This is a genomic window from Mycobacterium sp. ITM-2016-00316, from assembly GCF_002968335.2.
GTDB lineage: Bacteria > Actinomycetota > Actinomycetes > Mycobacteriales > Mycobacteriaceae > Mycobacterium.
This window is the reverse complement of record NZ_CP134398.1, coordinates 5,313,795-5,326,386: the sequence shown is the minus strand read 5'-3', so window position 1 is coordinate 5,326,386 and position 12,592 is coordinate 5,313,795. Positions and strand designations below refer to the sequence as shown.

General features: G+C 68.7%; 15 protein-coding genes. 12 read left to right on the top strand and 3 right to left on the bottom strand.

Annotated elements, in window-relative coordinates; all coding sequences use genetic code 11:
• Positions 1–19 precede the first annotated feature (19 nt).
• A complete protein-coding gene (gene hpt / locus C6A86_RS25820; RefSeq protein WP_276007249.1) occupies positions 20–577 on the top strand; it encodes a hypoxanthine phosphoribosyltransferase in 558 nt (185 codons plus the stop codon).
• Here hpt and C6A86_RS25815 read toward each other — a convergent pair.
• The 3 genes from C6A86_RS25815 to C6A86_RS25805 form a co-directional block, all read right to left on the bottom strand.
• The gene (locus C6A86_RS25815; RefSeq protein ID WP_255419483.1) at positions 574–702 is read right to left on the bottom strand and encodes a hypothetical protein; all 129 of its coding nucleotides are present in this window, start codon (positions 700–702) and stop codon (positions 574–576) included. The genes hpt and C6A86_RS25815 overlap by 4 nt on opposite strands.
• 64 nt (positions 703–766) lie before the next feature.
• Positions 767–1,861, bottom strand: coding sequence for an LLM class flavin-dependent oxidoreductase (locus C6A86_RS25810; protein WP_311100922.1), 1,095 nt, complete (start codon positions 1,859–1,861; stop codon positions 767–769).
• Positions 1,858–2,799 (bottom strand): alpha/beta fold hydrolase, encoded by a 942-nt coding sequence (locus tag C6A86_RS25805; RefSeq protein ID WP_199196361.1) that lies wholly within the window; start codon positions 2,797–2,799, stop codon positions 1,858–1,860. The genes C6A86_RS25810 and C6A86_RS25805 overlap by 4 nt, the downstream gene beginning before the upstream one ends.
• A gap of 146 nt (positions 2,800–2,945) precedes the next feature.
• On the opposite strand from C6A86_RS25805, the gene ftsH reads away from it, so the two are divergent.
• From ftsH to C6A86_RS25750, 11 genes are all read left to right on the top strand, one after another.
• A complete protein-coding gene (gene ftsH / locus C6A86_RS25800) occupies positions 2,946–5,237 on the top strand; it encodes an ATP-dependent zinc metalloprotease FtsH (protein WP_311100921.1) in 2,292 nt (763 codons plus the stop codon).
• A 16-nt stretch (positions 5,238–5,253) separates the two neighbouring features.
• A complete protein-coding gene (gene folE, locus C6A86_RS25795) occupies positions 5,254–5,871 on the top strand; it encodes a GTP cyclohydrolase I FolE (RefSeq protein WP_105361442.1) in 618 nt (205 codons plus the stop codon).
• 14 nt (positions 5,872–5,885) lie between these two features.
• Positions 5,886–6,752 (top strand): dihydropteroate synthase, encoded by an 867-nt coding sequence (folP, locus tag C6A86_RS25790; protein ID WP_105361441.1) that lies wholly within the window; start codon positions 5,886–5,888, stop codon positions 6,750–6,752.
• The gene (folB, locus tag C6A86_RS25785; RefSeq protein ID WP_105361440.1) at positions 6,745–7,125 is read left to right on the top strand and encodes a dihydroneopterin aldolase; all 381 of its coding nucleotides are present in this window, start codon (positions 6,745–6,747) and stop codon (positions 7,123–7,125) included. Before folP ends, folB begins: the two co-directional genes overlap by 8 nt.
• Entirely contained in the window at positions 7,122–7,649 is a 528-nt protein-coding gene (gene folK, locus C6A86_RS25780) for a 2-amino-4-hydroxy-6-hydroxymethyldihydropteridine diphosphokinase (protein ID WP_105361439.1), read from the top strand. The genes folB and folK overlap by 4 nt, the downstream gene beginning before the upstream one ends.
• Positions 7,649–8,134, top strand: coding sequence for a DUF3180 domain-containing protein (locus C6A86_RS25775; protein WP_311100920.1), 486 nt, complete (start codon positions 7,649–7,651; stop codon positions 8,132–8,134). Before folK ends, C6A86_RS25775 begins: the two co-directional genes overlap by 1 nt.
• Before the next feature lie 56 nt (positions 8,135–8,190).
• Positions 8,191–9,417 carry a DUF6779 domain-containing protein gene (locus C6A86_RS25770; RefSeq protein ID WP_311100919.1) on the top strand — a complete coding sequence of 409 codons (1,227 nt, stop codon included), beginning with the start codon at positions 8,191–8,193 and terminating at the stop codon, positions 9,415–9,417.
• 80 nt (positions 9,418–9,497) lie between these two features.
• Positions 9,498–10,421 carry a Rossmann-like and DUF2520 domain-containing protein gene (locus C6A86_RS25765; RefSeq protein ID WP_105362815.1) on the top strand — a complete coding sequence of 308 codons (924 nt, stop codon included), beginning with the start codon at positions 9,498–9,500 and terminating at the stop codon, positions 10,419–10,421.
• Entirely contained in the window at positions 10,418–11,353 is a 936-nt protein-coding gene (gene panC / locus C6A86_RS25760) for a pantoate--beta-alanine ligase (protein WP_105362816.1), read from the top strand. The genes C6A86_RS25765 and panC overlap by 4 nt, the downstream gene beginning before the upstream one ends.
• Positions 11,353–11,760 (top strand): aspartate 1-decarboxylase, encoded by a 408-nt coding sequence (panD, locus tag C6A86_RS25755; protein WP_105362817.1) that lies wholly within the window; start codon positions 11,353–11,355, stop codon positions 11,758–11,760. Before panC ends, panD begins: the two co-directional genes overlap by 1 nt.
• Positions 11,760–12,563, top strand: a complete 804-nt coding sequence (locus C6A86_RS25750) for a type III pantothenate kinase (protein WP_105362818.1) — start codon at positions 11,760–11,762, stop codon at positions 12,561–12,563. The genes panD and C6A86_RS25750 overlap by 1 nt, the downstream gene beginning before the upstream one ends.
• Positions 12,564–12,592 lie beyond the last annotated feature (29 nt).

Genomic DNA, 12,592 nt, shown 5'->3' with positions numbered 1-12,592 from the left:
TGTGACGGTGACTGCGGAGTTGTATCCGGGCGATATCAAGTCGGTCTTGCTGTCCGAAGACCAGATCAAGACCAAGACCGCCGAACTGGCCGAACTGATCGCCGCGGACTTCCGCGACGGCGGGCCCGATCAGGACCTGCTGCTGATCACGGTGCTCAAGGGTGCGGTGCTCTTCGTCACGGACCTGGCCCGGGCCATCCCGGTGCCCACTCAGCTGGAGTTCATGGCGGTCAGCTCGTACGGATCGTCGACATCCTCATCGGGTGTGGTGCGCATCCTCAAGGACCTGGACCGCGATATCAACGACCGCGATGTGCTGATCGTCGAGGACATCGTCGACTCCGGGCTCACGCTGTCCTGGCTGCTGCGCAACCTCGCGACGCGGCGTCCGCGGTCGCTGAAGGTGTGCACGCTGCTGCGCAAGCCCGACGCGGTGCGCGCCGATGTGGAGATCGAGTACGTCGGCTTCGACATCCCCAACGAGTTCGTCGTCGGCTACGGGCTGGACTACGCCGAGCGCTACCGCGATCTGCCCTATATCGGCACGCTGGAGCCCAGGGTCTACGAAAACCGCTAGGCGAGCTCGGGTTCGCGCAATCTGAGCGTCCCGTAGTCGATCCCGCCGCGCACATAGGTGGGCCGGATCGGCCAGAATCTCTTCCAATCCCCGATCGCCACCCGGGCACCGTGGGCTGCCAGCATCTGCGGCAACCGCGGCCCCGATTCCGCGTCCGCCCCCGGTGATCGCAATGACGGTCCCGCGGATCTAGATGAGTCCTTCCGCGTCGAGCCAAGACCTGGTCCGATCCATTCCCTCGACCAATCCGGTGGGTGGATCAAATCCGATCAGTCCCCGCGCCTTGGCGATCGAATACGTCCCGGTGCGCGCGAGGTAGCGCATCGAGGTCGCGCTGGCTTCACCGGGGCGGCCCGACAAGCGATCGATCCCGTGGGCGATGTGCGCCAGTGATACGGCCACCGGGGTGGGCAGCGACAGCGGGCCCCGTCGTCCCAGCATCCGGTAGTAATGGCCGAAGAACTCCCGACACGGGACTCCGACGCCGCCGCTCAGCGTGAGTACCTGCCCGGACGCGGCGGGCGATTCGGCCGCCTGGACCACACCGTGCACCAGATCGTCGATGTACACCGGGCTGAACACCCCCTTGCCCATTGCCGGCAAGACGAATCGATTCGCCTTGATCATCTGAACCGGGAGAATCGTCCACGGACGGGACGCGGGGCCATAGACATCGCCAGGCCGTATGACGGTGACGGCCACCTCACCCGCGGCGTGAGCCTGCAGCACGACCTGCTCGGAGGCCACCCGGGTGTCGACATAGGCATTGCCGTCGGGACGGACCGGATGATGCTCGTCGACTCCGTCGGGGAATCCGAGATCGGAGAAGTCGATCCGTTCCTCGGGGCCGGCCCGGAAGAGGGCCAGGATGGCGTCCAGGGATTCCTGCATCATCCGGCGCTGCTCGACGGGGTCGATCCCCATCATGTACGCATCCGAGGGCAGCGCCCCCGGCCCGGTGCCGAACATGACCCGGCCCCTGGTCAGGTGATCGAGTAGCACCCAGCGGTCGGCGACCATGAGCGGGTGGTGATAGGGCAGCGACACCACGCCGGTGCCGAGCCGGATGTGGCGGGTGCGCTCGGCGGCCGCGGCGATGAACACCTCCGGGCAGGCGATGAGTTCGTAGCCGCCGGAATGGTGTTCGCCGAACCAGGCTTCGTCGTAGCCCAACCGGTCGAGTGCCTCCACCCGGTCCATGTCGTACTGCAACGCCAGCGTGGGGGACTGACCGGTCGGGTGGAACGGGGTGATGAAGACCCCGAAGTCCAGTGGTGCGTTCATGTCAGGTCCAATCCGCCGAGGAACTCCAGCAGCACCGCATTGACTTCGTCGGGTCGCTCCTGCTGCAACCAGTGCCCCGCACCGTCGAGCAAGACCTCCCGGTACCCGCCGGTGGCCACCTCGGTCACCCGGTCACGCGGGGTGAACCCCAGCACCGGGTCGGCGCTGCCGGCCAGGAACAACAGCGGCACGGTGATGGTGTGTGCCGCCAGTCCGCCGGCCGCCGGATCGGTGAGCTCCCAGTTGCGGTCGAAGTTGCGGTACCAGTTCAGAGGTCCGGTGAAGCCGGTCACCTCGAACGCCCGCACGTACTCGTCGAACTCCTCGGTGCTCAGCCAGTCCGGCAGCGGTGGCAACGGCTGCTCGGTCATCTCGTCGACGGGTCCGCCGAATCCCTCCAGCGCCACCATCCGCTGCAGCGAGGAGCGGACATCGGCGTTCAGCGCGGCGTCGGCCACACCGGGTTCCTGAAAGTAGAGGATGTAGAAGAAGTTGTCACCGAAGATTGTGCGCCAGATCTGGGTGGGCGGGGCCGAGGCCCGCGGGATGGGCGGCACGCTCAGCGCCGCCACGGCGCTCACCCGGTCGGGGTAATACAGCGGGAAATTGGTGGCCACCGGGGAACCCCAGTCGTGGCCGACGAGCACGGCGCGCTGCGCGCCCACGTCATCGAGCAGTCCGGCGATATCGGCGGTCAGTTCGGCGATGTTGTAGGCCTCGATCGCCTCCGGACGCGAGGATCCGCCGTATCCGCGCTGGTCGGGGGCCAGCACGTGGTAGCCGGCCGCGGCCAGCGCGGGGATCTGGTGACGCCACGAATGGGCCAGTTCGGGGAAGCCGTGGGCCAGCACGACGACCGGATTACCGGGGTCGCCGGCCTCGGTCACCCGCAACGTGACGCCATTGGTATCGACTAACCGGGTGGTTGGTGTGATCACGATCTCACCCAAGCACACGGGGTCCGCGTGGGCGAGCATCCCGGGCGGGGAACTTCTGATCGTTGGTCAAGCGGTAGCCTTGAGTTTTCCAACTGCGCTTATCGGAAGGACCGGGCCGGCCGCACCCATGCAGGCCGGAGATATCGATGAACCGTAAAAACGTCATCCGCACGCTGTCGGCGATAGCCGTCGTGCTGCTGCTGGGTTGGTCCTTCTTCTACTTCAGCGACGACACCCGCGGATTCAAGCCGGTCGACACCTCGGTGGCGATGGCCCAGATCAACGCGGACAACGTCAAGAGCGCCCAGATCGACGACCGTGAGCAGCAGCTCCGGCTCGAGCTGAAGTCGGGCAACGGCGACACCGAGAACAGCGACAAAATCCTCACCAAGTACCCGACCGGTGTCGGTGTGCAGCTGTTCGACGCGTTGAGCGCCAAGAACGCCACGATCAACACGGTGGTCAACCAGGGCAGCGTGCTGGGCACCCTGCTCATCTACATGTTGCCGCTGCTGCTGCTGGTCGGCCTGTTCGTGATGTTCTCCCGCATGCAGTCCGGTGGCCGGATGGGCTTCGGTTTCGGCAAGTCCAAGGCCAAGCAGCTGTCCAAGGACATGCCCAAGACCACCTTCGCGGATGTGGCCGGCGCCGATGAAGCGGTCGAAGAGCTCTACGAGATCAAGGACTTCCTGCAGAACCCGAGCCGCTACCAGGCGCTCGGCGCGAAGATCCCCAAGGGCGTGCTGCTGTTCGGCCCGCCCGGAACCGGTAAGACGCTGCTGGCCCGCGCCGTCGCCGGTGAGGCCGGCGTTCCGTTCTTCACGATTTCCGGCTCGGACTTCGTCGAGATGTTCGTCGGCGTCGGCGCCTCCCGGGTGCGTGACCTGTTCGAGCAGGCCAAGCAGAACAGTCCCTGCATCATCTTCGTCGACGAGATCGACGCCGTCGGGCGTCAGCGTGGCGCCGGTCTGGGCGGCGGCCACGACGAGCGTGAGCAGACGCTGAACCAGCTGCTGGTCGAGATGGACGGTTTCGGTGAGCGTCAGGGCGTCATCCTGATCGCCGCGACCAACCGCCCCGACATCCTGGATCCGGCCCTGCTGCGTCCCGGTCGGTTCGACCGTCAGATCCCGGTGTCCAACCCGGACCTGGCCGGCAGGCGCGCCATTCTCAAGGTGCACTCGGCGGGCAAGCCCATCGCCGGCGACGCCGATCTGGAGGGCCTGGCCAAGCGCACCGTCGGGATGTCCGGTGCCGATCTGGCCAACGTCATCAACGAGGGTGCGCTGCTGACCGCCCGCGAGAACGGCACCGTCATCACCGGCGCGGCGCTGGAAGAGGCCGTCGACCGGGTCGTCGGTGGTCCGCGCCGCAAGAGCCGCATCATCAGCGAGCACGAGAAGAAGATCACCGCCTACCACGAGGGCGGCCACACGCTGGCGGCCTGGGCGATGCCCGATATCGAGCCGATCTACAAGGTGACGATCCTGGCGCGCGGGCGCACCGGCGGCCACGCCGTCGCCGTGCCCGAGGACGACAAGGGCCTGATGACCCGCTCGGAGATGGTCGCGCGCCTGGTGTTCGCGATGGGCGGCCGGGCCGCCGAGGAACTGGTGTTCCGCGAGCCCACCACCGGTGCGGTCTCCGATATCGAGCAGGCCACCAAGATCGCCCGCGCCATGGTCACCGAGTACGGCATGAGCGCCAAGCTGGGCGCAGTCCGCTACGGCACCGAACACGGCGATCCGTTCCTGGGCCGGTCCATGGGGACCCAGGCGGACTACAGCCACGAGGTCGCGCAGATCATCGACGACGAGGTGCGCAAGCTGATCGAGGCCGCGCACACCGAGGCGTGGGAGATCCTCACCGAGTACCGCGACGTGCTCGACATCCTGGCCGGCGAACTGCTGGAGAAGGAGACCTTGCACCGTAAGGAGCTCAAGGCCATCTTCGACGGGGTGAAGAAGCGTCCGCGGATCACCATCTTCAACGACTTCGGTGGCCGGATCCCGTCGGACAAGCCGCCGATCAAGACCCCCGGCGAGCTGGCCATCGAACGCGGCGAGCCGTGGCCGCCCCCGGTGGCCGAACCCGCCTACAAGAGCGCCATCGTGGAGGCCAGCAAGGCCGCCGAAGCGGCCGGGCAGAACGGCGCGGCCGGTCCCGGCACCAACGGCACCAACGGCGCACCCCCCAACGGTCAGGCACAGCCGGACTACGGCGCGCCGGCCGGCTGGCACGCGCCGGGCTGGCCCCCGCGTCCCGAAGGTGCGCAGCAGCCGCCGCCTCCGCCGCAGGGCTGGTACCCACCCCAGCATCAGCCACCCCAGCACCAGCCGGGCCCGCCGCCGCCCCCGTACCCACCGCAGTACGCGCCGCCCCCGCATTCGCCCGGCAACGATCAGCAGGGCCCGGACGCCCCACGGAACCGTGACTGAACAGAACGGAGCGTCGATGGCGACGTCAGGGAACGACCTGTCCGCAGCGGTAGCCTTCACCCCGGCCAATTTCGACCAGGAACGCGCGGAAGCGGCGGTCCGCGAGCTGTTGATCGCGGTCGGCGAGGATCCGGACCGGCACGGTCTGGTGGATACCCCCGCGCGGGTGGCAAGGGCGTACCGGGAGATCTTCGGTGGCCTCTACACCGATCCCGACACGGTGCTCAACACCACCTTCGACGAGCAGCATGACGAGCTGGTGCTGGTCAAGGGAATCCCGATGTACTCCACCTGTGAACACCACCTGGTGTCGTTCCACGGGGTGGCCCATGTCGGGTACATCCCCGGACTCGACGGCCGGGTCACCGGCCTGTCGAAGATCGCCAGGCTTGTCGACCTCTATGCGAAACGCCCGCAGGTTCAGGAGCGGTTGACCGCGCAGGTCGCCGATGCCCTGATGCGCAAGCTGGACCCGCGCGGGGCGATCGTGGTGGTCGAGGCCGAGCACCTGTGCATGGCGATGCGCGGTGTGCGCAAGCCGGGCGCGGTGACCACCACCTCGGCGGTGCGCGGACAGTTCAAGACCGACAAGGCATCACGGTCCGAGGCGCTGGAACTGATCCTCCGGAAGTGACCGTGCCGGTGGTGATGGGTGTCGTCAACGTCACCGAGGACTCGTTCTCCGACGGCGGCCTCTTCCTCGATCGCGACCGGGCCGTGGAACGGGCGATGGCGCTCGTCGCCGCCGGGGCCGCGATCATCGACGTCGGCGGCGAATCGACGCGCCCGGGTGCCACCCGGGTCGCCCCGGAGCTGGAGAGCTCGCGGGTGCTGCCCGTGATCCGGGATCTGGCCACCGCGGGTGTCACCGTCAGCATCGACACCATGCACTCGTCGGTGGCCGCGGCGGCGCTGGAGAACGGCGCGCAGATCGTCAACGATGTCTCCGGCGGGCGGGCCGACCCGAATATGGCCGCCGTGCTGGCCGAGGCGAATGTGCCATGGGTGCTGATGCATTGGCGGTCGGTACGCGCCGATGCCCCGCACGAGGTGCCCGCCTACGACGATGTCGTCGCCGAGGTGCACGAGGACCTGTTGCGCAGCGTGGACGCCGCGGTCGCGGCCGGCGTGGACCCGGGCAAGGTGATCATCGACCCTGGCCTCGGTTTCGCCAAGACCGCGCAACACAACTGGCAACTGTTGCGCGCGCTGCCGACGTTCGTGGCGACCGGATTCCCGGTACTGGTCGGGGCGTCGCGCAAACGGTTCCTCGGCGCACTGCTCGCAGGACCCGACGCGGTGTTGCGCCCGGCCGACGGGCGCGAGACCGCGACCGCGGTGATCTCCGCGTTGTCCGTTCTGGCCGGCGCGTGGGGCGTGCGGGTACACGATGTGCAGGCCTCGGTCGATGCGCTCAAGGTGGTGGACGCGTGGTCCGGCGGGCAGGGGCGAAGCGACTCGGGGGAGATGCCCGGCGGGCAGGAGCGAAGCGACTCGGGAGAGATAAATGGCTGATCGAATCGAACTGCGCGGGTTGACCGTTCGCGGAAACCACGGCGTCTTTGACCATGAGCGCCGCGACGGACAGGACTTCGTCATCGATGTGACGGTGTGGATCGACCTGGACGCGGCGGCCGCGACCGACGACCTCGCCGACACCCTGAACTACGGAACACTGGCGGAGCGGGCGGCCGCGATCGTCGCGGGCCCACCGCGCAATCTGATCGAGACGGTATCGGCCGAGATCGCCGAGGACGTGATGACCGATGAGCGCGTGCATGCCGTGGAAGTTGTCGTGCACAAGCCCAGCGCGCCGATCCCGCTGACCTTCTCCGACGTCGCGGTGGTGGCGCGGCGGTCCCGGCGCGGCCGGGGCCTGGCGCCATGAGTACCGCGGTGCTGTCCATCGGGTCGAACCTGGGCGACCGGTTGGCACATCTGCAGTCGGTGGTCGACGGCATGGCGGCGCTGGGCAGCCGGATCGTCGCGGTCTCGCCGGTCTACGAGACCGACGCGTGGGGTGGCGTCGAACAGGGCGCCTTCCTCAACGCGGTCCTGATCGTCGAGGACCCGGCGTGTGACGGCCACGGCTGGTTGCGGCGCGGACAGCAACTGGAGTCCGCGGCCGAGAGGGTGCGCGAGGTGCACTGGGGGCCGCGGACCCTCGATGTCGACATCGTCTCCTGTCGCGACGGGGCAGGCGAATTGCGTTCCGAGGACGCCGAACTGACCCTGCCGCACCCGTTCGCCCATCAGCGTGCGTTCGTACTGGTGCCGTGGCTGGCCGCCGATGCCGGCGCCGAGCTGTCCGGCGCGCCGGTGGCCGAGCTGGTGGCGCGGCTGGAGCAAGCCGAACGCGCCGGGGTGCGGCCCACCCACCTGAGCCTGGATCCCCCGGGACATCGAGCCTGATGGGACCGACCCGTAAGCGCGACCTCGCGGCGGCGACGGGTATCGCCGCCGTCGTCTGCTACCTGCTGGTCGTCTTCCTGTACCGGTGGTTCCCGCCGATCACGCTCTGGACGGGACTGTCCCTGCTGGCGGTGGCGATCGCCGAGGCGATCTGGGGAAACGTCGTGCGATCGCGTATCGCCGACGGCCAGATCGGCATCGGTGCGGGACGGCTGCATCCGCTGGCCGTGGCCCGGTCGGTGGGGATCGCGAAGGCATCGGCCTGGGTCGGCGCGCTGGTACTGGGTTGGTGGGTCGGGGTTCTCGCGTATCTGGTGCCGCGCCGCGGCACCATGCGGGTGGCGGGCGAAGACACCGCCGGTGCCGTGGTGGCCGCGCTGTGCGCACTGGCACTGCTCGCGGCCGGGCTGTGGCTGCAGCATTGCTGCACGTCCCCGGATGAGCCGAACGACAAGCCCGACTCGTACAGTCCCGCAGCCGAGTAGCCGAATCGCCGCGCAGGTCGACACGCGATGCGAGCTGTGAACGGTACAGTCGCCCCATGACCGATCCGTCCCGCGGCGTGCGCGTTCGACGCGTCAACCGCAGGCCGGGTTGGGTCCTGCTGACGGCGTTGCTGGTGCTCGCCATCGTTGCCAGCACGGTGCTGGTCTTCACCAATCGGGTCGAGTTGCTCAAACTCGCCGTGGTGCTGGCGTTGTGGGCGGCGGTCGCCGCGGCGTTCGTCTCGTTCATCTATCGGCGGCAGAGCGATCTCGACCAGGCCAAGGTGCGCGACCTGAAATACGTCTACGACCTCCAGCTGGATCGTGAGATCTCCGCGCGCCGCGAGTACGAATTGGCGGTCGAAGCCCAGTTGCGCCGCGAGCTGTCGGCGGAGTTACGGGCTCAGGCCGCCGACGAGGTGGCCGCACTGCGGGCCGAACTCGCCGCGCTGCGCACCAATCTGGAGATCCTGTTCGACACCGACCTGGATCACCGGCCCGCGCTGGAGACTGAGCGCCCCGCCGGCCGGGTGATCGCCAGCCGCGTCGACACCCCGGTGCGCGCGGAGTTTCTCCCACCACCACCCCGCTCTGCGCGCGAACCGCGCACCGAGGAAAGCCCGATCATCGACGTGCCGGCTGAACCGCACCCCCCGGAATACCAGTGGGCACCGGCCGAACCGGTCGGGCCCGAGCCGGTCGCGCCCGATCTGTTCGGTGGGGCGCATCGACGGGCGTCGGACACTGAGGAGCCCGCACCCTGGCAGCGCCGCGCGGCCACGTCCCCGCCGCCGCCACCGTCACCTGCTGCCCCGCCCATCCCGGAGCCGGCCGCCGCGCAGTGGTCGCCGCCCCCGACCGCCACCTGGGAGCCGCCCCCGGCCCCCGAGCCGGCCCCCCGCGCCGAGCAGCCGGCCCCGGAGACACCGGAGCGCCGTGGCCGCCACTACGGCTCGGACGCCGAATCCACCCCGCCGCCGCGCCGCTCCCGGCACGCCGTGCCCGGCGAAACCGGTCCGCCGCCGCCGCGGACCCGCCGGGCTGCCCAGCCGGACCGTGAGCCCCCGGCTCCGCCGGTGCCGTCGCCCACCCCACCGCAGGTGCCGTCGCCCACCCCACCGCCCGCGGCCCGCCACCGCAGCGCCGAGGAACTGCAACGCGCAGCCGAGCAGCCGGAGCCCGAAGGCGGCCAGCACGCCGGGGGTCAGCCGGTCTCCGAACTGCTCTCGCGCCTGCAGGCAACCCCTACCGGCGGTGGCCGGCGCCGACGCCGCGAGGAGTGAGCTAGGCTCTCTGCGACCGTGCGGTACCCGTATAAGGGACCGCAACGTTTACCACGACTGAATTTGCGAGGTCGTCTGTCATGGTCGACGGACTCCGTCCGGCGCGGCTCACTGTCGGCATCATCTCGGCGGGCCGGGTGGGAACCGCCCTCGGCGTCGCGCTCGAGCGCGCCGAACATGTCGTGGTGGCCTGCAATGCCATCTCCAACCAGTCCCGCGAACGCGCAGCCGCCAGACTCCCCGACACCGCCGTGCTGCCTGTGCAGGACGTCGCCGCGCGGGCCGAACTGCTGCTCCTCGCGGTGCCCGACGCCGAACTGGTGGCGCTGATCTCCGGTCTGGCCGCCACCGACGCGGTGCGTCCCGGCACGATCGTGGTGCACACCTCGGGGATGAACGGGGTCGGCGTGCTCGAACCGTTGACGGCCCAGGGTTGCATCCCGCTGGCCATCCATCCCGCCATGACCTTCACCGGCTCCGATGAGGACATCGCCCGGCTGCCCGACACCTGTTTCGGGGTCACCGCGCTCGACGAGATCGGTTACGCGATCGGTCAGGCGCTGGTCCTGGAGATCGGCGGTGAACCATTCCGGGTCCGCGAGGACGCCCGCATGCTGTACCACTCGGCGCTGGCGCACGCCGGCAACCATCTGATCACCGTCGTGCTCGACGCGGTCGAGGCGCTGCGCTCCGCGTTGCGCGGCCAGGAGTTGCTCGGTCAGGAACTCGTCGGTGACGCACCCGGAGGACTCGCCGAGCGCATCGTCGGCCCGCTGGCCCGCGCCTCGCTGGAGAACGCCCTGCAGCGGGGACAGGCTGCGCTGACCGGGCCGGTGGCCCGCGGTGACGCGGCCGCGGTGGCCGCACATCTGCGCGCCTTCGGTGAGGTGGATCCCGAACTGGCGCAGGCATATCGATCCAACTCACTGCGCACCGCCCAGCGGGCGCACGCACCGAAGGACGTGTTCGACGTGCTGACCACACCCGGGACGGGGCAGAAGTGACTGACCGCAAACCGCCGGCCTACGCCGCCGGTGAACTGAATGTCTATACCCGGCCTGCCGATATCGCGGACGTCACCAGGGCGCTGCGGGGGACCGGCAGGCGGGTCATGCTGGTGCCGACGATGGGCGCGCTGCATGAGGGCCACCTCACGCTGGTCCGGCACGCCCAGCGCATTCCCGGTGCGGTGGTGGTGGTTTCGATCTTCGTCAATCCGCTGCAATTCGGTGCCGGCGAGGATCTCGACGCTTACCCCCGCACGCTGGAGGACGATCTCGCGGCACTGCGGGCAGAGGGGGTGCAGATCGCCTTCACGCCGACCGCGGCGGATATGTACCCGGCCGGCCCACGCACCAGCGTGCACCCGGGGAGCCTCGGTGCAGAACTCGAAGGTGCTTCCCGGCCAACACATTTCGCCGGCATGTTGACCGTCGTCATGAAGTTGCTGCAGATCGTCGGGCCGGACCGGGCCTTCTTCGGCGAGAAGGACTACCAGCAACTGGTGTTGATCCGCCAGATGGCTGACGACCTGAACCTCGACACACGCATCGTCGGGGTGCCAATCGTGCGAGAGCCCGACGGACTGGCCATGTCCTCACGCAACCGCTACCTCGACCAGGAGCAGCGCGAACAGGCCTGTGCCATACCGTCGGCGCTGCTGGCCGGCATGTACGCCGCAGGCGAGGGCGTCGATGCCGCATTGGACGCGGCCCGGTCCGTGCTCGACGAGGTCCCGGCGATCAGCGTCGACTATCTGGAGGTGCGCAACACCTGGCTGGGGCCTGCCCCGCAGACCGGAGCGGCCCGGCTGCTGGTGGCGGTTCGCCTCGGTGGCACCCGACTGTTGGACAACATCGCCATCGACATCGGCGTGCCCTCGGGCACCGGTCCGGATGTCGCGTACGACGAACACGAATTGCCCTGGAGGAACTGATGTTACGGACGATGCTGAAATCGAAGATTCACCGCGCCACGGTGACCCAGGCCGACCTGCACTATGTCGGTTCGGTCACCATCGACGCGGACCTGATGGATGCGGCCGACCTGCTCGAAGGTGAGCAGGTCACCATCGTCGACATCGACAACGGCAACCGGCTGATCACCTACGCCATCACCGGGGAGCGTGGCAGTGGTGTGATCGGGATCAACGGCGCTGCAGCGCATCTGGTGCATCCAGGAGATCTGGTCATCCTCATCGCCTATGGCACCATGGAGGACGCGCAGGCGCGCGAATACCAGCCCAGGATCGTCTTCGTCGACGACGGGAACCGTCAGATCGATCTGGGCGCCGACCCCGCCCACGTGCCGGCCGACGCGTCCGGCCTGATGTCGCCGCGCTGATGCTGCTCGCCATAGACGTCCGTAACGCACACACCATCGTCGGGCTCATCTCCGGTACGGGCGAGAACGCGAAAGTTGTGCAGCACTGGCGGATCCGGACCGAATCGGAAGTGACCGCCGACGAACTGGCGCTCACCATCGACGGCCTGGTCGGTGACGATGTCGAGCGGCTGACGGGTGCGGCGGCGCTGTCCACGGTGCCCTCGGTGTTGCACGAGATCAGGTTGATGCTGGAGCAGTACTGGCCCGCGGTGCCACAGGTCCTCATCGAGCCGGGGGTCCGTACCGGCATCCCGCTGCTGGTGGACAACCCCAAGGAAGTCGGGGCCGATCGGATCGTCAACTGCCTGGCCGCCTTTCACAAGTACAACTCGCCGGCCATCGTTGTCGACCTCGGTTCCTCCATCTGTGTCGATGTGGTGTCGGCCAAGGGGGAGTTCCTCGGCGGCGCCATCGCACCGGGAGTGCAGGTGTCCTCCGATGCCGCGGCCGCCAGGTCGGCAGCCCTGCGGCGAGTGGAGTTGACCCGTCCGCGCTCGGTGATCGGCAAGAACACCGTGGAATGCATGCAGGCCGGTGCGGTGTTCGGATTCGCCTCGCTGGTGGACGGACTGGTGGAGCGCATCCGCGCCGATGTGGACGGTTTCGGCGGCAGCGATGTCGCGGTGGTCGCGACCGGGAACTCCGCTCCGCTGGTGCTGCCCGATCTGCGCACCGTCGGGCACTACGACCAACACCTGACCTTGGAGGGGCTGCGGCTGGTGTTCGAGCGCAACCGCGACAACCAGCGCGGGCGCCGCTGATTAAGCTGGCTGTCCGTGAGTTCTTCTGA

Bases quoted from the DNA above. Each gene is read 5' to 3' on its own strand.
- C6A86_RS25815 (WP_255419483.1), bottom strand. From the start codon at position 702: ATGCTGGCAGCCCACGGTGCCCGGGTGGCGATCGGGGATTGGAAGAGA.
- C6A86_RS25810 (WP_311100922.1), bottom strand. From the start codon at position 1,861: ATGAACGCACCACTGGACTTCGGGGTCTTCATCACCCCGTTCCACCCG.
- ftsH (WP_311100921.1), top strand. From the start codon at position 2,946: ATGAACCGTAAAAACGTCATCCGCACGCTGTCGGCGATAGCCGTCGTG.
- folE (WP_105361442.1), top strand. From the start codon at position 5,254: ATGGCGACGTCAGGGAACGACCTGTCCGCAGCGGTAGCCTTCACCCCG.
- folP (WP_105361441.1), top strand. From the start codon at position 5,886: ATGGGTGTCGTCAACGTCACCGAGGACTCGTTCTCCGACGGCGGCCTC.
- folB (WP_105361440.1), top strand. From the start codon at position 6,745: ATGGCTGATCGAATCGAACTGCGCGGGTTGACCGTTCGCGGAAACCAC.
- folK (WP_105361439.1), top strand. From the start codon at position 7,122: ATGAGTACCGCGGTGCTGTCCATCGGGTCGAACCTGGGCGACCGGTTG.
- C6A86_RS25775 (WP_311100920.1), top strand. From the start codon at position 7,649: ATGGGACCGACCCGTAAGCGCGACCTCGCGGCGGCGACGGGTATCGCC.
- C6A86_RS25770 (WP_311100919.1), top strand. From the start codon at position 8,191: ATGACCGATCCGTCCCGCGGCGTGCGCGTTCGACGCGTCAACCGCAGG.
- C6A86_RS25765 (WP_105362815.1), top strand. From the start codon at position 9,498: ATGGTCGACGGACTCCGTCCGGCGCGGCTCACTGTCGGCATCATCTCG.
- panD (WP_105362817.1), top strand. From the start codon at position 11,353: ATGTTACGGACGATGCTGAAATCGAAGATTCACCGCGCCACGGTGACC.
- C6A86_RS25750 (WP_105362818.1), top strand. From the start codon at position 11,760: ATGCTGCTCGCCATAGACGTCCGTAACGCACACACCATCGTCGGGCTC.